At 41.1% G+C, this 19,625-nt stretch carries 17 protein-coding genes; 14 read left to right on the forward strand and 3 right to left on the reverse strand.

Going from position 1 to position 19,625, the window contains the following annotated elements; all coding sequences use genetic code 11:
- Positions 1-148: 148 nt before the first annotated feature.
- From ACOB82_RS00675 to nrdD, 10 genes are all read left to right on the forward strand, one after another.
- Positions 149-3,958: a nitrate reductase subunit alpha gene (locus tag ACOB82_RS00675; protein WP_448210979.1), complete on the forward strand. Its 3,810-nt coding sequence runs from the start codon at positions 149-151 to the stop codon at positions 3,956-3,958.
- Positions 3,959-3,968: 10 nt separating this feature from the next.
- Positions 3,969-5,510 (forward strand): nitrate reductase subunit beta, encoded by a 1,542-nt coding sequence (gene narH, locus ACOB82_RS00680; RefSeq protein ID WP_448210980.1) that lies wholly within the window; start codon positions 3,969-3,971, stop codon positions 5,508-5,510.
- 8 nt (positions 5,511-5,518) lie between these two features.
- Positions 5,519-6,283 carry a nitrate reductase molybdenum cofactor assembly chaperone gene (narJ, locus tag ACOB82_RS00685; protein WP_448210981.1) on the forward strand — a complete coding sequence of 255 codons (765 nt, stop codon included), beginning with the start codon at positions 5,519-5,521 and terminating at the stop codon, positions 6,281-6,283.
- A gap of 2 nt (positions 6,284-6,285) precedes the next feature.
- Positions 6,286-6,966: a respiratory nitrate reductase subunit gamma gene (gene narI / locus ACOB82_RS00690; RefSeq protein ID WP_448210982.1), complete on the forward strand. Its 681-nt coding sequence runs from the start codon at positions 6,286-6,288 to the stop codon at positions 6,964-6,966.
- Between the two features lie 278 nt (positions 6,967-7,244).
- Positions 7,245-8,186: a peptidylprolyl isomerase gene (locus ACOB82_RS00695; protein ID WP_448210983.1), complete on the forward strand. Its 942-nt coding sequence runs from the start codon at positions 7,245-7,247 to the stop codon at positions 8,184-8,186.
- Between the two features lie 89 nt (positions 8,187-8,275).
- Positions 8,276-8,959, forward strand: coding sequence for a carbonate dehydratase (gene can / locus ACOB82_RS00700; RefSeq protein ID WP_448210984.1), 684 nt, complete (start codon positions 8,276-8,278; stop codon positions 8,957-8,959).
- Positions 8,960-8,972: 13 nt separating this feature from the next.
- Complete coding sequence (locus ACOB82_RS00705; RefSeq protein WP_448210985.1) at positions 8,973-9,311, forward strand: hypothetical protein; 339 nt, start codon at positions 8,973-8,975, stop codon at positions 9,309-9,311.
- An 80-nt stretch (positions 9,312-9,391) separates the two neighbouring features.
- Entirely contained in the window at positions 9,392-11,005 is a 1,614-nt protein-coding gene (locus ACOB82_RS00710) for a methyl-accepting chemotaxis protein (RefSeq protein WP_448210986.1), read from the forward strand.
- 193 nt (positions 11,006-11,198) lie between these two features.
- Positions 11,199-11,651: an anaerobic ribonucleoside-triphosphate reductase activating protein gene (nrdG, locus tag ACOB82_RS00715; protein ID WP_448210987.1), complete on the forward strand. Its 453-nt coding sequence runs from the start codon at positions 11,199-11,201 to the stop codon at positions 11,649-11,651.
- 24 nt (positions 11,652-11,675) lie between these two features.
- Positions 11,676-13,451 (forward strand): anaerobic ribonucleoside-triphosphate reductase, encoded by a 1,776-nt coding sequence (gene nrdD, locus ACOB82_RS00720; RefSeq protein ID WP_448210988.1) that lies wholly within the window; start codon positions 11,676-11,678, stop codon positions 13,449-13,451.
- A 35-nt stretch (positions 13,452-13,486) separates the two neighbouring features.
- Here nrdD and ACOB82_RS00725 read toward each other — a convergent pair whose 3' ends face one another.
- The 3 genes from ACOB82_RS00725 to ACOB82_RS00735 are packed head-to-tail and all read right to left on the reverse strand — an operon-like array spanning position 13,487 to position 16,341.
- Positions 13,487-13,870, reverse strand: coding sequence for a bacteriohemerythrin (locus ACOB82_RS00725; protein WP_448210989.1), 384 nt, complete (start codon positions 13,868-13,870; stop codon positions 13,487-13,489).
- Positions 13,871-13,882: 12 nt separating this feature from the next.
- Complete coding sequence (gene ubiT, locus ACOB82_RS00730; protein WP_448210990.1) at positions 13,883-14,440, reverse strand: ubiquinone anaerobic biosynthesis accessory factor UbiT; 558 nt, start codon at positions 14,438-14,440, stop codon at positions 13,883-13,885.
- The gene (locus ACOB82_RS00735) at positions 14,440-16,341 is read right to left on the reverse strand and encodes a thiamine pyrophosphate-dependent enzyme (RefSeq protein ID WP_448210991.1); all 1,902 of its coding nucleotides are present in this window, start codon (positions 16,339-16,341) and stop codon (positions 14,440-14,442) included. The genes ubiT and ACOB82_RS00735 overlap by 1 nt, the downstream gene beginning before the upstream one ends.
- 191 nt (positions 16,342-16,532) lie before the next feature.
- Here ACOB82_RS00735 and ubiU point away from each other — a divergent pair, with 191 nt between their 5' ends.
- From ubiU to modB, 4 genes are all read left to right on the forward strand, one after another.
- Positions 16,533-17,525 (forward strand): ubiquinone anaerobic biosynthesis protein UbiU, encoded by a 993-nt coding sequence (gene ubiU, locus ACOB82_RS00740; protein WP_448210992.1) that lies wholly within the window; start codon positions 16,533-16,535, stop codon positions 17,523-17,525.
- A gap of 38 nt (positions 17,526-17,563) precedes the next feature.
- Positions 17,564-18,424 (forward strand): U32 family peptidase, encoded by an 861-nt coding sequence (locus ACOB82_RS00745; protein ID WP_448210993.1) that lies wholly within the window; start codon positions 17,564-17,566, stop codon positions 18,422-18,424.
- Positions 18,425-18,471: 47 nt separating this feature from the next.
- Positions 18,472-18,858 carry a bacteriohemerythrin gene (locus tag ACOB82_RS00750; RefSeq protein WP_448210994.1) on the forward strand — a complete coding sequence of 129 codons (387 nt, stop codon included), beginning with the start codon at positions 18,472-18,474 and terminating at the stop codon, positions 18,856-18,858.
- 76 nt (positions 18,859-18,934) lie between these two features.
- A complete protein-coding gene (modB, locus tag ACOB82_RS00755) occupies positions 18,935-19,624 on the forward strand; it encodes a molybdate ABC transporter permease subunit (RefSeq protein ID WP_448210995.1) in 690 nt (229 codons plus the stop codon).
- Position 19,625 lies beyond the last annotated feature (1 nt).

Genomic DNA, 19,625 nt, shown 5'->3' on the forward strand with positions numbered 1-19,625 from the left:
GAAAAAGCGCGAATAACCTTTATACCCATAAGGTGGTAGATACGTAATAGTATGAATTTTAGCATTTTTTAAAACTTGACCTAGATCAATTTTCCTTTAGTCGACTGCTCTATGATGACTCCAAACTATAAAATGCTTGGAGAATAATATGAGTCGTTTTTTGGATAGATTACGCTTTTTTAAGCCTAAATCTGAAAGCTTCTCAGGTGACCATGGTGTCACTACAGAAGAAGATCGTGGCTGGGAAGACGGCTATCGCCGTCGTTGGCAGCATGACAAAATTGTTCGTTCAACTCATGGCGTAAACTGTACCGGCTCTTGTAGTTGGAAAATTTACGTTAAAGATGGGTTAGTGACATGGGAAACACAACAAACGGATTATCCACGTACTCGCCCTGATTTACCTAATCATGAGCCTCGTGGTTGCCCTCGTGGGGCGTCATATTCTTGGTATATCTACAGTGCTAACCGCCTTAAATATCCTAAAGTTCGTAAAAAATTAATTAAACTTTGGCGCGAAGCTAAAGCGCAACACAATGATCCTGTTGTCGCATGGCAGTCGATTGTTGAAGATAAAGCAAAAGCCCAGTCCTACAAGCAGCAACGCGGTTTAGGTGGTTTTGTACGTGCAGATTGGCAAGAAGTTAATGAAATTATTGCGGCCGCCAATATCTACACCACCAAAACCTATGGCCCTGATCGTGTTAGCGGTTTCTCACCAATTCCAGCAATGTCTATGGTGTCTTATGCAGCGGGTGCTCGTTACTTATCATTAATTGGTGGTAACTGCTTAAGCTTTTATGACTGGTACTGTGATTTACCGCCAGCATCGCCACAAATTTGGGGTGAGCAAACTGATGTACCTGAGTCTGCTGATTGGTATAATTCAAATTATATTATTGCTTGGGGCTCTAACGTTCCCCAAACTCGTACGCCTGATGCTCACTTCTTAACGGAAGTGCGCTATAAAGGTACAAAAGTTGTTTCTATCACCTCTGATTACTCTGAGCTGTCAAAACTTACTGATCAATGGTTAGCTCCGAAGCAAGGTACTGATGCCGCATTAGCCATGGCATTTGGTCACGTTATTCTCAAGGAATATCACACCACAGGTAAAAGCGAATACTTTAATGAATATGTGCGCTCTACCACCGATTTCCCAATGCTGGTGTTACTTGACGAGAAAGACGGCAAGCTTATTCAAGGGCGTTTCCTACGTGCGTCTGATTTAGCCGATAACTTAGGCCAAGATAATAACCCTGAGTGGAAAACTATTGCCGTAAATGAATCCAATGGTGAACTGATTTCGCCAAACGGTGCGGTGGGTTATCGCTGGGGTGAAGATGGCCGTAAGCGCGGTAAGTGGAATATCGAACAACGTGATGGCAAAACCGGCGATGAAGTCACCTTACAATTAAGTTTGAAACAAGGTCACGATCAAATTGTTGATGTCGCATTCCCATACTTTGCTACCGAAGCGAATGCCCATGAACATAGCTATTTCGATCACACTGAGCACAGCGACATTATTAATCGCAAAGTGCCTGCGAAGAAAATCACTTTAGCCGATGGTACTGAAACATTCGTGACTACAGTGTTTGACTTAACCTTAGCCAACTATGGTGTTGATAACGGTTATGACTGCGAAAATTGCGCAACTTCATACGATCAAGACTTGCCTTATACTCCTAAGTGGCAGGAAAAAATTACTGGTTGTCGCCCAGAAGATGTCATCAAAGTCGCGAAAGAGTTTGCCGATAATGCTGACAAAACGCGTGGCCGCTCTATGGTAATTGTTGGTGCCGCACTAAACCACTGGTACCACATGGATATGAACTATCGTGGTTTGATCAACATGCTAATGATGTGTGGTTGTATCGGTCAATCAGGTGGTGGCTGGGCACATTATGTGGGTCAAGAAAAACTACGTCCACAAACGGGCTGGCAGCCGCTGGCATTTGGCCTTGACTGGCAACGTCCGCCTCGTCATATGAATGGTACTTCGTTCTTCTACAATCACTCTAGCCAATGGCGTTATGAAAAATTGGCGATGGATGAAGTGGTTTCACCATTAGCAGATAAAGCAAAATGGTCGGGCTCGATAATCGACTTTAACGCGCGCGCTGAGCGTATGGGCTGGTTACCTTCAGCACCGCAGTTGGGGATGAACCCGTTGGAATTGTGTAAAGCGGCAGAGGCTGATGGCAAATCGCCGAAAGATTACGCGGTTGAGCAGTTAAAATCTGGCGACTTAAAGTTTGCCTGTGAAGAGCCTGATAATCCTCAAAACTTCCCACGAAATATGTTTATCTGGCGTTCAAACCTATTAGGTTCATCAGGTAAAGGTCATGAGTATATGCTGAGACATTTACTTGGCACCAAACATGGCTTGATGGGCAAAGACTTAGGTGAAGCAGGTGATAAAAAACCTGAAGATGTGAAATTTGAAGACCAAGGCGCCGAAGGCAAAGTTGACTTATTTGTTACCCTTGATTTTCGTATGTCTACCACCTGTATGTATTCGGACATCGTGTTACCAACGGCAACTTGGTACGAAAAAGACGATATGAATACCTCAGATATGCATCCGTTTATTCACCCGTTATCTAAAGCGGTAGATCCGGTGTGGGAAGCACGCAGTGACTGGGATATTTTCAAGGGTATTGCCAAGAAGTTCTCTGAATTAACCACTGGGCCAGATGGCACAAGCCACTTAGGTAAAGAAAAAGACCTAGTAACAGTGCCGATTTTACATGACACGCCAGCTGAAATTGCCCAACCGTTTGGTGTTAAGTCTTGGTGGAAAGGCGAGTGTGATTTAATTCCAGGTAAAACTGCACCAAATATGGTGGAAGTTGAGCGTGATTACCCGAATACCTATGCCCGCTTTACCTCATTGGGGCCATTAATGGATAAATTAGGTAATGGCGGCAAAGGCATTAATTGGGATACACAAGAAGAAGTTGATTTCTTAGGAAAGCTAAACAGGGTGCATCATCAAGGAGCTAATGAAGGCCGACCTAAAATTGATTCAGCTATAGATGCTTGTGAAGTTATTTTATCGCTAGCTCCAGAAACTAACGGTACGGTAGCGGTAAAAGCGTGGGATGCGCTAGGCAAAATTACTGGTCGCGATCACACTCATTTAGCTAAGCCGAAACAAGAAGAGAAAATTCGCTTTAGAGATATTCAAGCGCAGCCGCGTAAGATCATTTCATCGCCTACTTGGTCAGGCTTAGAAGATGAGCATGTCTCTTACAACGCGGGTTATACCAACGTTCATGAACTCATTCCTTGGCGTACCATTACTGGTCGTCAGCAATTCTATCAAGATCATGAATGGATGAGAGACTTTGGTGAAACCATGTGTTTGTACAAGCCACCAATTAACTTAAAAACCGTTCAGCCATTGATGAACAAAAAGCCAAACGGCAATACGGAAATTGCGCTGAACTGGATTACGCCACATCAAAAATGGGGGATTCACTCAACGTACTCAGACAACTTACTGATGCTGACATTATCACGTGGTGGACCAATTGTTTGGATCTCAGAAGTTGACGCCGAAAAAGCAGGCATTGTTGATAACGACTGGATTGAAGTATTCAACGTTAATGGTGCTATTGCTGCACGTGCCGTTGTTTCACAACGGGTACCAGAAGGTATGAGTATGATGTATCACGCACAGGAGCGTATTGTTAACGTGCCTGGCGCTGAAACTACCCAAACTCGTGGTGGTATTCATAACTCAGTAACCCGCGCCGTGATGAAACCTACCCATATGATTGGTGGATATGCCCAACAATCTTACGGCTTTAACTACTACGGCACCGTTGGTTGTAACCGCGACGAGTTCGTCATTGTTCGTAAAATGGCAAAAGTTGATTGGTTAGATGATGAAGCCACTCATGGCGGCAAAGACCAATCTAATGAAGAACTTAACGAGTTTAAGCAGTAGGAGAGCCGAGATGAAAGTAAGAGCGCAAATAGGAATGGTGCTGAACTTAGACAAATGTATCGGTTGTCACACTTGTTCAGTTACTTGTAAAAACGTTTGGACCTCAAGAGAAGGGGTTGAATACGCTTGGTTTAACAATGTTGAATCTAAGCCAGGTGTTGGTTACCCGAAAGAGTGGGAAAACCAAGATAAATGGAATGGTGGTTGGGTGCGTAACTCAGCAGGCAAATTAGAGCCGAAACAAGGTAATAAGCGCCGTATTTTAGCGAATATCTTTGCTAACCCTGATTTACCTGAAATCGATGACTACTATGAACCATTTGACTTTGACTACCAGCATTTACACAAAGCGGGTGAGTCAAAACATCAACCGGTTGCTCGTCCTCGCTCGTTGATTTCGGGTCAACGTATGGAAAAAATTAACTGGGGGCCTAACTGGGAAGAAATTCTGGGTACCGAGTTTAAACACCGTAAAGCCGATAAAAACTTTGATCATGTTCAAGCAGACATGTATGGCGAGTTTGAAAAAACCTTTATGATGTATCTGCCACGTTTATGTGAGCATTGCTTAAACCCAGCATGTGTTGCTAGTTGTCCAAGTGGCGCTATCTACAAGCGTGAAGAAGATGGCATTGTCCTCATTGACCAAGATAAGTGTCGCGGCTGGAGAATGTGTGTTTCTGGCTGTCCTTATAAAAAGATTTACTACAACTGGAAAACTGGAAAATCGGAAAAATGTATTTTCTGTTATCCACGTATTGAATCAGGTCAACCAACGGTATGTTCTGAAACGTGTGTTGGTCGTATTCGTTACCTTGGCGTTATGCTTTATGATGCTGATCGCATTGAAGAAGCAGCGTCAGTTGCTAATGAACAAGACTTGTATCAAGCACAATGTGACATCTTCTTAGATCCTAACGATGAAGCAGTTCAGGCGGCTGCGCGTAAAGAAGGCATTCCGCAGGCCTGGCTTGACGCCGCAGTGCAGTCGCCGGTTTATAAAATGGCGATGGACTGGAAGGTTGCATTACCATTACACCCTGAGTATCGCACTTTACCTATGGTGTGGTATGTGCCGCCATTAAGCCCCGTACAAACCGCGATTGAGTCAGGTCATGTCGGTCAAAACGGCGTGATTCCAGATTTGAAATCACTGCGTATTCCGATGAAGTATTTAGCGAACTTGCTAACCGCTGGTGATGAAAAACCAGTCATCGAGGCACTTGAAAGAATGTTGGCCATGCGCGCGTACAAACGTTCACAGCAGGTTGACAAAGTTGAAGACTTAGCAGTGCTTGAGCAAGTTGGGCTGAATAAGTATCAAGTGGAAGAGATGTACCACACTATGGCTATTGCAAACTATGAAGATAGGTTTGTTATTCCTACCAGTCATAAAGTACACACTGAAAATGCTTACGATGAAAAATCAGGTTGTGGCTTTAGCTTTGGCAATGGTTGTGCAACCGGCTCTACTGGCACCAATTTATTTGGTGGTAAAAATCAAACCGAGCGTCAGGTGATCCCTGTCAGCATCGTAGATCCAAACGAGTAGGAGGCATCATGGAAATTTTAACAATAATTTCACGGTTAATTGATTACCCAACCCAAGAGCTGGTAGCGGCGTCAGAAGATGTTGTCCAAGCGATTGCTAATGACAATCACTTAACCGCAAGTGATAAGCACAAATTAATCAAGTTCTTTGATGATAGATGCGCGATGGATATTTTGGACTGGCAATCAGACTATGATGCGTTATTTGAACGCGGTCGTTCGTTATCTTTGCTGTTATTTGAACATGTGCACGGCGAAAGCCGTGACCGTGGTCAGGCAATGATTGATTTAATTGCTCAGTATAAAGACGCTGGTTTAGAAATTGGTTTGCGAGAGCTGCCTGATTACATTCCGCTGTTTTTAGAGTTCTTATCTACCCAAGGCATGGAAAACGCTCAGGCTTGGTTACAAGATGTTGCCCATATTTTAGCAGTATTAAAAGTACGTTTAGCGCAACGCGACAGTGATTATGAAGACTTATTTGAAGCTTTAGTAAACTTATCGGGCGCTAAGGTTGATTATGACGATTTATGGGATCAGGTCAAAGGTGAAAAACGAGACGATACCAAAGAAGCGATCGACAAAGTCTGGGAAGAAGAGATGGTTAAGTTTGGTCCTGACAGCAGCAATGATGCTTGCGGCAGCGCAACCAATCGCCCATCTCAAAGCCAACGGCGAGATCAACAAGTTCCTATTCAAATGATGGATGCAGTGGTTGCCGAAACATTAGCAAAAGATGCGATGCAAACTTCAACTGTCTCTGGAGGTCACTAATCATGGATTACTTAAATACCTTACTATTTGGTTTATATCCTTATATTGCAATGACTGTGTTTATTGTTGGTTGCATGTTGCGATATGACCGAGAGCAATACACCTGGAAAACAGGTTCAAGCCAAATGTTAGAAAGCAAGGGCATTAAAAAAGGCTCTATGGCGTTTCACATCGGTATTATCGCGGTATTAGCTGGCCACTTTGTTGGTTTGCTAACGCCTCACCAAGTGTGGGATGTGTTAGGTGTAACCCCTGCAACTAAACAACTCATCGCAATGGGCGCGGGTGGCTTCTTTGGCCTAGTGTGTTTATACGGCATTGTTATTTTACTTAACCGCCGATTAAACAACCCACGTGTGCGTGCGACAAGTACAACTATGGACATCCTGATTCTGGTGCTTATTTTTGTGCAGCTGGTGTTAGGTTTAATCAGTATCTTCTTTTCACTGGGTCATTTAGATGGTAGTGAAATGCTGAAAATGATGAGCTGGGCGCAAAATATTGTCACCTTTGACATGACGCAGGCTGCGGCATCACTTAGCACGGTTGGACTTATTTACAAACTGCATATCTTTCTGGGGATGACCTTGTTTGTATTATTTCCATTTAGTCGCTTAGTGCATATTTGGAGCGTGCCAGTGAAATATTTCACTCGTAACTATCAGGTAGTTCGCGCGAAATAATCTTCGAACTCGAACTTTACGCGGCATTGCTGTCGAGTTTTAGCCCAATCACATATTTTAATATGCTCATGGTCTAAAACTCTCTGCAGCTTTGCCTAAAGTCCGATTTCTGTGATTAAAGAGGGAAAGGAAAGCAATTGACGAATAACCTATCGCTATCTTACTCAATGTTAATTTTTACCTAGTGATTTATTCACCTGTTGATGTGTTGGAAAAAAGCCATCAAGTCGCTAATTAAAAGTTAATACCAACGCCTCACAGCAGGCTAAGGAAGAACCATGGAAATTATCAATGCCGCTCCTATTGCTGAGCATCAACACCATCATGCTTGTGACGGTCATCACGGTGAAATTGACAATCCGGCGATTAATCATGGCGATTTTTCTGAAGTAGAAGATGAATTACAAGCAGCCAAACGGGTCAACGATATTCCGTCAGAAGTACCGGAAATCACCGTTAATGGCAAGCTAATTACTGAACAAAGTGTATTGGCGGAAATGCAATATCACCCAGCGTCATCCAAACGCCAAAGCATGGTTAAAGCGGCGGAATATTTAATTATTGGCGAACTAATTAAACAAAAAGCACAGGAACTTAATGTGCCATTTAATGAAATCGCATTAGATACACAATCAGAATATGAGTTGATTAACCAGCTTATCGAGCTTGAATATGCCTCACCGGTTGCGTCAACCGCCGAATGTGAACGTTTTTATCAGCAAAATAAGCAAAAGTTTACCACGTCTCCTTTGCTGGAAGTACGCCATATCTTATTAGCAGCTGCGCCTGATGATACTAACGAGCGTATGCGATTAAAAGATGTCGCCGATGATATGATTCAAACGTTAACGAATTCACCTACGAGCTTTAATGAATTAGTGGCTAGCCATTCCGCTTGCCCGTCAAAAGCCATGAACGGTAATCTTGGTCAAATTAGCCAAGGACAAACCGTGCCCGAGTTTGAGCGTCAACTATTTAAAGCTGAGCAGGGGCTTATTCAATATCCTATTGAATCTCGCTACGGCTTTCATATTGTGATTATCGATCGAAAAGTGGCAGGCGTGCCCTTACCGTTTGAGTATGTGAAAGACAAAGTCATGACTTACTTAAATGACAAAGTGCAGCGTAAAAATATTGCGCAATATATTCAACAATTGATTCAAGACGCCGACATCTCTGGTTTCAATTTTGATTATGACGGTTCTCCGTTAGTGCAATAGGAGCGTTATTAGCGCAGCAGTAGATAAAAAGTAACTAAGTAATAAGTAACTAAGTCAAAAGTAACAAAGCAAAAGAGAAGTCACTAACGATGTGTGATGTAACGCAGTTATTAACCAATAATATTCAATGGGCGAAATCTTGCAAAGACAGCGATGGCGAATTTTTTCATCGCCTAGCCGCACAGCAACACCCGGAATATTTATGGATAGGTTGCTCAGATTCTCGGGTGCCAGCCAATGAAATTGTTGGCTTGGCTCCCGGTGAATTATTTGTCCACCGTAATATTGCTAATGCGGTTCAACTTACTGATTTTAATTGCCTTTCGGTAATTCAATATGCTGTGGAAGTGTTGAAAGTGAAACATATTATTGTTTGTGGTCATTACGGGTGTGGTGGTGTACAAGCAGCAATGGGCAATGAGGAGCACGGCATAGTTGATAACTGGCTAGGGCAAATTAAAGATATTTATGTCAAGCATCTTGAAGAAATTGATTTACTGCGTTTTCGCGAGCAAAAAATTAATCGGTTATGCGAGCTTAATGTTATAGAGCAGGTGAAAAATTTAGCCCGAACTAAAGTGGTTCAACATGCGTGGCAACGGCAGCAGCCGCTATCAATTCATGGTTGGATATATTCAATTTGCGATGGTCAAATTAAGAACTTGGACGTTTCCGCAGAGGATATGTCATATATCGAAAGTCCTTACCATTTAACCCCAACAAATAGTGACGCTCGGCCAAAAATTGAAACCAACTCGCGGTGTGAAATTTAACAGATAGTAGCGTATGGCTGACAATCCATTTACAGCCAAGTGGTCAGCACAAGGACATACATTGTGTTTAGGCCATTGGCAAATAACGTATCAAGGTTTGCCTATTGTGCTTCCGCAAAAATATGCCGATAACGATATGGGTACTTATGGCAATTTCAGTTATTGCTTTCCTGACGATGATGATTTTATCGAAGGTGAGCCATTTGAACTTTGGATAACATCAAATGCCGAGTGGCTGCTTGATGTCTTTGAGCAACACCAAATACCAACTGAACCACAATATTTTGAATGGTTTTATCAGGCGGTTAATGCTAAAGATTGGCGTTGTAGTAGCTGTGGCGGCTGCATGTAGCTCACTTGATGTATGCAAGCGCCAGGCTGCAAAAACAGGCAAATAAAAACTTATTGTAAAGCACGGATAAAGGAGTGCAAATGAACACCATCCACCACCAAATCACACATGTAATCGATGTTACTTTGCGAAGTCTTGGCTTTAAAACACTAAGTGCGCAGTTTGCTTTTTCCTATGCCTTGATTTTTGTTTTTGCGTTAACAGGTTCTATTACTATGTTTTTATCATTGGGTAACTCGGCTGAAACTATTAACTTAGCGGGTAAGCAACGAATGTTGAGCCAAAAACTAGGTAAAGAAACCTTGCTAGTTAAGCAAGGAGCGCTCTCTGAACAAAGTATGCGAGAAACTGTAGGCTTATTTGAATCAGCATTGCAAAAGTTAGTTAATGGTGACGAAGCACTAGGAATTGAACAAGTTACTGAGCCTGAAATTGTTAACCAGCTTAATAAAGTTAATCATTCTTGGCAGTTATATAAAACGGCAATTGATAACTATATTGCTCAGGAAAATAGCGCATTAACAGATTTAAATAATTTGTCAGTAACAGTATTGCAAGAAATGAATATTGCTGTGGGTATGATGGCTGACAGCGCCAATGCTCAAATTAAAGACATTCAGTACATTACATTTTTTACTACGGTGATGATACTGGTGCTGGTGGTGCTAGGCCGGATCTTTGGCTTATCTGAATTAATGGATAATTTAAAACTCATTCAGCTTAGTTTGATTGATGTGAGTAATGGTGATTTTTCCCATAAAATAGCGCAAGACTCGTCGTTAAAAGACAACGAAATTGGCGATATTATCAATGCATATAACCAGATGCTGGATCAAGTAGGTGAAATAATTGTTAGTGTTAATGGGGCTTACGATAAAACTAATAACTGCGCTGAAAGGGTAAAGCGTTCATCAGAAAAAACTAGCGCTGGCGTACAAAAACAGCATTTGGATATAGATCAGTTAGCGGCGGCAATGAACGAAATGGCCGTTACCGTAAACGGTGTCGCAGAAAATGCCGTTGATGCTTCAGCGGCTGCCGATAACGCCGAAGATAAAGTAAGAGTAGGCTACGATACGGTTTCTGCCGCAGAAAAAGGTATTCATACCATGGCAGCGCAAGTCACTAGCGCTGTAGAAGTGATTACAAATTTAGCCGATGACAGTAAAGAAGTCAGTAAAGTATTGGAAGTTATTACCGCAATTGCGGAGCAAACCAATTTACTAGCCCTTAACGCGGCAATTGAAGCGGCTCGCGCTGGTGAACAAGGGCGAGGTTTTGCAGTGGTTGCCGACGAAGTAAGAACGTTAGCAGGGCGCACGCAAGAGTCAGCGAAAGAAATTAGCACTATTATTCAGCGTTTACAGGGGCAATCAACAGCTGCGGTAACTGCAATTAGTGAAAGTCAGGAACAAGCTAAACAAAGCGTAATACAAACGGAAAATGTTAATGCCGCACTAACGGATATTGTTTCGGCAGTGACTATTATTCGTGATATGAATGTGCAGATTGCTTCTGCTGCAGAGCAACAATCATGTGTTGCAAAAGAAATTGATCAAAATATAACTGATATTGCCGCACAGGCCAGTGAAACTATTGTCTCGTCAGATCAAATGTTAGCATCAACCAATGAAATTGTTGCAGAAATGGATGGGTTAAAAGCCATTATTGATCGCTTTAAAATTAGTGGATAATTTATTGCTGAGGCGAATCTACGCTGACTTAGTCATGATAACGCACATATGTTGTCGCTAATGAAGCGGTAAACCGAATCATCACTCCTTGATATCGCTTTTTATTCATCGATTCAATACTTATCTAGAGGTATATCTCAAAACACGCAAACACAATATATTGTGATCAAAATAAAGTTAATGGCTATATGTTGTGTTTAATGCTTTTTCACCAACCATAGTATTTCAAGAAGTGCCGGATGAAATTAGTCTGGCGTTTACCATTAGTGGCTGTCCGTTACGATGTTCAGGCTGTCATAGTGCTGATACCTGGGATAGCCGCCGCGGCACGCCATTAACTAATCAACACTTTAGTGAAACATTACAGCACTACCAAGGGCTCATTACCTGTGTGTTGTTTTTTGGTGGCGAATGGCGCAGCCAAGCGCTGATTGATAAGTTGATTATTGCTCACCAATACCAACTAAAAACTTGTCTTTATACTGGCCTTGAACGCCTACCAAAACACATTTTAACTCATCTTGATTACGTAAAGCTTGGTCCTTGGCGAAAGGACTGTGGCGGCCTGTCGGATATAAACACCAACCAACGATTTTACGATCTGAATAATCAGCGGTGTTTAAACCATCGCTTCCAAACACCTTAACCACCTAATAATAAGAGAAATATTATGCAACGCTTAAACGACGAACAACTTAAAGAAAAACAACTGTTTATTGATGAGTACCTAAATGCAGCCAATGCTGCTGACGGCTCAAAAATGGATGCCAATGCCAATGTTACTCATAAAAATATCGCCACACTTGAGGCCGAATTAATGAAAGACTACTTTATTCAGGTGAATCGAGCGCAGGTTAGTCAAAGAATTGCTGAGCTGTTTTCACCTGAACTTGCTGATGAATACTTAAGGCAAATCGCTGATCATGAAATTTATGTCCATGATGAAACCAGTTTAAAGCCATATTGTGCGTCAATTTCGCTTTACCCGTTTTTACTTGATGGTTTAACTAAGCTTGGAGGGGAATCAAAGGCACCTAAGCATTTAGCATCGTTTTGCGGCAGTTTTATTAATTTAGTCTTTGCCATTAGTGCGCAGTTTGCTGGCGCCATTGCCACCGTTGAGTTTCTTACTTATTTTGACTATTTCGCCCGTAATGAATTTGGTGATAATTACTTAGCATCCCATGCTGATGAAATAGATAACCATTTACAGCATGTGGTGTATGCGTTAAATCAACCAGCGGCAGCACGTGGTTATCAAAGCGTTTTCTGGAATATTTCGATTTACGATCAGTATTACTTTGAATCGTTATTTCAAGAGTTTGTTTTTCCTGATTTTACTAGGCCTAATTGGCAAAGTGTTGCCCAACTGCAAGCGTATTTTATGCGCTGGTTTAACGCAGAAAGGGAAAAGTCATTGTTAACCTTTCCTGTGGTTACCGCTGCGATGTTAACCGAGCATGAGTTAGTCAAAGATACTGAATTTGCTCAAATGTGTGCGCAGCAAATGAGTGAAGGCAATTCGTTTTTCGTTTATCAATCGGAAAGTGCTGATTCTCTGGCATCGTGCTGCCGCCTGCGTAATGAAATTAGCGATAATACTTTTTCTTATACATTGGGCGCTGGTGGTGTCTCCACAGGCTCGGTTAATGTGATCACCTTGAATATGAATCGATTAATACAAGATGGCCGAGATTTATTAACTGAAGTTGAAAAAATTCATCGTTACCAAGTGGCTTATCGCAGCATTATGGATGAATATTTAGCCCATGGTATGTTGCCAGTTTACGATGCGGGGTTTATTCATCTAGATAAACAGTTCTTAACTTTGGGTATTAATGGCTTGGTCGAAGCAGCGGAATTTAAGGGCATAAAAGTGGGGAATAATCAGGCCTACCAAACATTTGTTGATCAGCAGTTGGCGATAATTTATCAGGCCAATCGTCAGGCAAAACAGCGCTATGGATTTCAGTTTAATACTGAGTTTGTGCCGGCTGAAAACTTAGGAGTTAAAAACGCTTATTGGGATAACAAAGATGGCTATCAGGTGACTCGTGATTGCTATAACTCATATTTCTATGTAGTTGAAGATAGCGATATTAATCATTTAGATAAGTTTATTTTGCATGGCAAAAATTATAGTCGTTATCTTGATGGCGGCTCAGCACTACACCTTAATTTAGAAGAAACGTTATCACCAACTAATGCTTTGAACTTATTAAACATTGCCGCCAAAACAGGATGTAATTACTTTTGTATTAACGTCAAAATTACCTTGTGTAATCAATGCCAGCATATTGATAAGCGCACGCTGCCATCGTGCTCAGAGTGTCATTCAACCGACATTGATTATGGCACTCGTGTTATTGGTTACCTTAAGCGGGTATCGGCATTTAGCAAAGGGCGTAGGGATGAACATGAGCGACGCCATTATCATATTCAATAATATCTGATGGTGTCTGGTACTTTATGATGAAGAGCTTATTGTGAACCAATAAGCTTTTTATCCTCACTTAAAATATGGTGAATAAACCAGTCGGTAAGAAAAAATAGGATCTTAGTGGCATGTTTTTGTTTAATGGTGCTGACTTTTAGTCGATGAAGTTCTTCGGCAAAATGACTGTGCTGTAATCGGTGTAAAGTTCTGTCGTCTTTTGAGAGCTGGAAAAAATATTTTTCTTCACTGGCAAAGTGGAGCATAGTGTAATCGATTAACTCATCAAAAATAGCGCAAATAACTTCACCCGTTTGTTGCATCTCAATATAGTCGATTATCCGGTTAATCAGCTTAAGTAAGTGCTGATGTTGCAGGTCAATTTCTTCAATGCCGATACAATAGCTTGGCTGCCAACACAACTTTTCCACTGTTATCTCTCACTATTTATTCGCGACATTAATCAGCGATTGAAACTTAGTTGTTATTCGTTGCACAGGCACGGGTAATTGCTGATAAAGCTCAAAATCATCTAAAAAATTTTTAATGGCTAAACCAAGCTCAGTTTGTCCGGTAACTAGCAGTTTTCGTTGGAAAAATAAGGTATCGGGATCCACTTGTTTATTGGCTAATTGCAATAAACTTAATGCATCGCCAGAAAATTCAACATCGGCCTGTGTTTGGCTAGCAGGTAACTCACGGCTCACGATAAGTTTGAGTTCATTCTTTTGATTAGTCGTTTGATTATTTGTTTGCGTGTACTCCGCAGTAATAAAACAATAAAACTGGCTGTCACTTACGTTGAGTTGTAACCAATTATCGACTAAAAAATCTAATTCTTGCTGTGCCAATGCCTGTTTAAATAACCGATTAATAGCTGCGATCATTAATTGTTCACTTAAGCCTTTAGGCATCAATACTAACGGCTTAAGTAACTGATTTGGCAACTGTAATGCTAAATGCTTAAATTTACTTGGGATTTTTTCCGGGATCATAGCCATTATTTTACTCCAGCTGGTTGTGGTAAAGAAAAAGTAGCTAAAGGTTTAGTAGAAGAAGATGAACTAGTTAATTCTTGCCACTTTTCAATAGCGCTAGGCACGCCATTTTTAGCTTGAATATATAAATTCAGCATCTTAATTTCATGGCATTGGTATTCTGGTGAGGTGCTGGCAGGAACTTCAATCAGGGTTATGCCTTTATTGTTTTGAACTGCGTTGCTAAAGCTCTGTTGAAATTCGCCAACGGTTTGGCAATGAATGCCAATACCGCCATAGGCCTTCACTAAAGTGAGCGCATTAAATTCTGGGGTTGAGCAATGATATATGTCACCGTCGCCGGATTTGCCTAAATGAAAAATATCATTACGCATATAAATAATAATCACGGCTAATTGTTCACGCTGAAAATGAATCAGTTCATTAAGTTGAAAATTAAAGCCGCCATCACCGGTAATCACTACGGCAATATCATTAGAGTGTAGGGCTTTTAGCTGTTTAGCAACGGCACGGGCGTAAGGTAAGCTGGTGCCCATAGCCGCATACCAAGGGTTGGTTAACCAACTTCGGCCGATTGAAGATTGTTTAGTGAGTAAATCATAAGAGGCAAAATAGGAATTACCAACTTCGGGTAAATAAACAAGTGCCTGATCAAGGCTTTGTTGAATATGGTTAAGTACGGTGGTGAGATTATGAAAATCGAGCTTTTCTGTTAAACAGGGTATTGGCGGTATTGTTTTTTTAACTGGCGCTGAAAACTGACTAATATCTGCTGATAGTAAATAGCTAAAAATATTAATCACCCCTTGCTGATTTTGTACCGTACCTTTAACAACGGTTTTGTTGTGAAAATCATGCACAATATGGGTGCCAGTATTAAATGCCGCATTAGTATCTTGATAATAAATACTGGTATCTACCTCTAAAATATAATCAACATGGTGTTCAATATATTGCCGATTTGGTTCCCGACTAAACACGCCATTGTAGCAACCAAGAGATAATGGCTCTGATTCATCAAATACCCCTTTAGCTAGCCAAGTGGTGGCAAATGGAATATTGAACTTATGGCTGAACTTAAGTAATAAATCTTTTAGTTTTTTATTTAATCGGACATTCTCGCCAATGTAGATCAGCGGATTATTGGCATTTTGCAGCTTTTGAATAATCTGCTTAGCAATTAACTGCTCACCTTGAAGTACATAATTTTCACCATGCAAATGCTCAGGGCTTGCTGGCAGTTGAATTGCCTGTGTCGGAGCAAAAATTAAATCTCTCGGAATTTCAATAAACACTGGCTGTTTATTTAAGTATGCGTGACAAACTAATTGGAAAAATCGTTCCGCCGCCATATTAGGCTGGTGTTGATTACGGGCGCCTTGTAATCGTTCCGCGGTCATACCAAGTGCGCGAAATGCATCTAAGGCGCAATCATATTCTGCCCGCCATGAAGATGCTGAGGCAATGGTGTGGTGTATGGTGTGAGGTACAGTATGGTGGGAGATTTCACTTTCGCCCGGTGCACCAGAAATAAAAACTACCGGCAACTTTTCAGTAATTGCTAATGCGGCAGCACTGGTGCAGGGCAGGCTGCCAACCGTATAAGTAGTTAAAGTTGCACCAATACCGTTAAATTCCGCATGCCCGCAAGCGTTAAACCCCGCGTGCATTTCATTACTTGATGGTGATAACTCAATCTTACCTTGTAAAGCTGCAATAAGGTTCGCGGCAAAATCGCCACCAACACCATAAATTTGATGACAACCAAACCAGTTTAAAATATCGGCAATAGCGTGGCCGAGTAGTGGTAATGATTGTGAATATGCTTGTCCAAAATTTTCAGAATAACTTTGTAAGTTTTTTTCTGAGCCATTTGTTGAATATTGCTGACTTAACGCTGTCATGTTGATTATCTATTGCTATTAACTAAAGTCTTGCTGGATATTTGCAAAATTAACGCGAACAGTTTTTGCGTTGGATCAATAAATAAAACAAAGGGTACAGGGCATTAGGAGTACCTCTTTTGGGGCATTGTTGATAAGCCAAATATAGTGACAATGTAAACAAACATAAGCACAAGTTTGGAGATTGGCACATGGAATTATTGTGTCCTGCAGGTAATTTATCTTCACTTAAAACCGCGGTTGATAATGGTGCCGATGCCGTTTATATCGGTTTGAAAAATGATACCAACGCCAGACATTTTGCTGGTCTGAACTTTACTGATAATAAGCTTGAGCAGGCGGTGCAGTATGTGCGTGATCATCAGCGCAAACTTCATATCGCCATTAATACCTTTGCCAATAGCAGTCACTGGCATACTTGGCAAAAGTCGGTTGATTTAGCGGCAGCGCTTGGTGTTGATGCACTAATTGTTGCGGATATTTCTGTACTTGAATATGCAGCAAGCAACTATCCAGATCTCACCCTTCATTTATCTGTGCAAGCCTCAGCAACCAATGCCGAGGCTATTCGTTATTATCAGCAGCACTTTAATGTACAGCGCGTTGTACTGCCTAGAGTATTGTCAATTCACCAAGTAAAACAATTGGCAAGAGCGACCAATGTTGAGCTTGAAGTATTTGCTTACGGCAGTTTGTGCATTATGGCTGAAGGGCGCTGTCATTTGTCTTCATATTTAACCGGCGAATCACCGAATATGAATGGTGTATGCTCGCCCGCTAAATTTGTTAACTGGCAAGAAACTGATAGCGGTTTAGAGTCACGTCTTAACAATATTTTAATTGATAAATACGCCCCACAAGAAGCGGCTGGTTATCCAACTTTATGTAAAGGGCGCTTTGATGTTGATGGCTCTCGTTATCATGCACTTGAAGAGCCAACCAGCTTAAATTCAATGGAACTATTACCTGAGCTAATCAATATCGGCATAGCGTCGATCAAAATTGAAGGCCGCCAGCGCAGTAGTGCCTACGTTAAAACGGTAACTCGCACCTGGCGTCAGGCAATTGATGCTTGCGCTAGCCAAAAAGAATTTACTATTTCGCCCAATTGGCAACAAAGTTTGGCTGAAGTTTCCGAGGGCAGTCAAACAACGCTTGGCGCTTATCATAAACCTTGGCAGTAATTGGCTGTAAAAGATAATAGTTGGTAGTAGAGGAATGCATGAAATATTCATTAGGCAATATCTTATATTTCTGGCCGAAAGCTGAGGTTGAAGCGTTTTATCAGCAGGCTAAGGCTAGTGACGCCGATATTATTTATTTAGGCGAATCGGTTTGTAGTAAACGCAGAGAATTAAAGCGTAAAGATTATTTAGCACTTGCCAAAGAGTTAACCTTAGCGGGCAAGCAAGTGGTGCTATCGACTATGGTATTGCTTGAAGCCCCATCTGAACTTAACGAGTTAAAACGATATTGTGATAACGGCGATTATCTTGTTGAAGCCAATGATATGTCTGCGGTGCAATTGTTGTCTGAGCGTAGCTTACCATTTGTTGCTGGTAGTGCATTAAACCTATACAACCATCACTCGTTAAACTTATTACATAAGCAGGGCATGATCAGGTGGTGTATTCCGGTTGAATTATCTCAAGACAGGTTATGGCAAATAGTTGAAAAATGCCAAATAAGCGGCATACGTGAACAGTTCGACATTGAAGTCACTAGCTATGGTCATTTGCCGCTGGCATATTCTGCTCGTTGTTTTACGGCTCGCTCTGAAAACAGGGCAAAAGATGACTGTCAACTTTGCTGTATTGATTACCCCAATGGGCGTCTGACTAAAAGCCAAGAAGGGGATTCATTATTTGTGCTAAATGGCATTCAAACCATGTCGGGAGATTGTTACAACCTGAGTAATGAACAGCAAAATATGAATGGCTTGGTTGATATTATGCGGGTTAACCCTGAGGGCGACTTTGCATTTCAAGTAATTTCCGCGCTTAAGGCTGAATGTAAAATTCCACTAAATAACAAGCACACCAATGGCTATTGGCATCAAATAGCCGGTATGCACCTGAAATAATTATATGAAACAGTTAAATAACAACCGTTAATTATCGGGAGGTTAGAATGCTGCCAATTGAATGGGAGGCAAGTTATAACATTGGTGTTGTCGAAATCGACCGCCAACATCAACAACTGGTGACCATCATCAATAAGTTATCTAACGGCATATTAAATCAGTCCAATGAAGATGCACTTAAGGCAATTTTTAATCAACTTATTGATTACACAGATTATCACTTTAAAAGTGAAGAAAAGTACATCAAACGCTTAACGCGAAAAGACAAACGCTTGCATATTCTACAACATCAAAATTTTATTGAAGAACTGAATCGTATTCAGCAGCGAGGCATTAATTATGAAACGGCTGAGCAAGTTTGGTATTTTCTTTCCGATTGGTTGATTAGCCATATTTTATGTGAAGATATTAAGCTGTTTAAGAGCAACCCTTAAATTATGATGAAGATATAGACAATTAATAATAAAGTTAGCGTTCAAAACAAACTCTCTAGAAAAGACAAAGAACTATATGTTGAATTTTGAAATAACTGCTCTTTGGCTAACACTGAAACTAGCCAGTTTAACAACAATAATATTACTTATAGTAGGAGCACCATTCGCCTGGTGGTTAGCAAGATATCAGGGTAAATTTAAAGCAGTTATAGAAACTTTAGTAGCTTTGCCGTTAGTATTGCCGCCAACAGTTTTAGGCTTTTACTTACTTATCGCTTTTGCTCCAGATACTTGGCTTGGTAATACTTGGTTTTGGCTGAGTGGCAATCAGCTCGCTTTTAGCTTTTCAGGTATTTTGTTTGCGTCATTAATTTACTCATTGCCTTTTGTTATTCAGCCGTTATTAGCTAGTTTTAGTCAGTTTGGCCTGCAATATGACAGGATTGCTGCTGGCTTAGGTCTATCGCCGTTAAAGCGCTTAGTGCTGGTTAGCATTCCGATTACAAAACCAGCAATTATAAGTGCAACTACTTTAGGGTTTGCCCATACTTTAGGTGAATTTGGATTAGTATTGATGATAGGTGGAAATATTCCTGGGGAAACCCAGGTGTTATCAATAGCATTGTATAACCATGTAGAAGCAATGGAATATCAGCAGGCGCACTCATTATCGGCAATACTTATTGCATTGTCTTTTGTTTGTCTATTTTTACTTTATCGCTTTAATCAACCAATATTGCTACAAGACTATAATATTAAGAGTTAAT

The organism is Colwellia sp. MEBiC06753 (genome assembly GCF_053470325.1).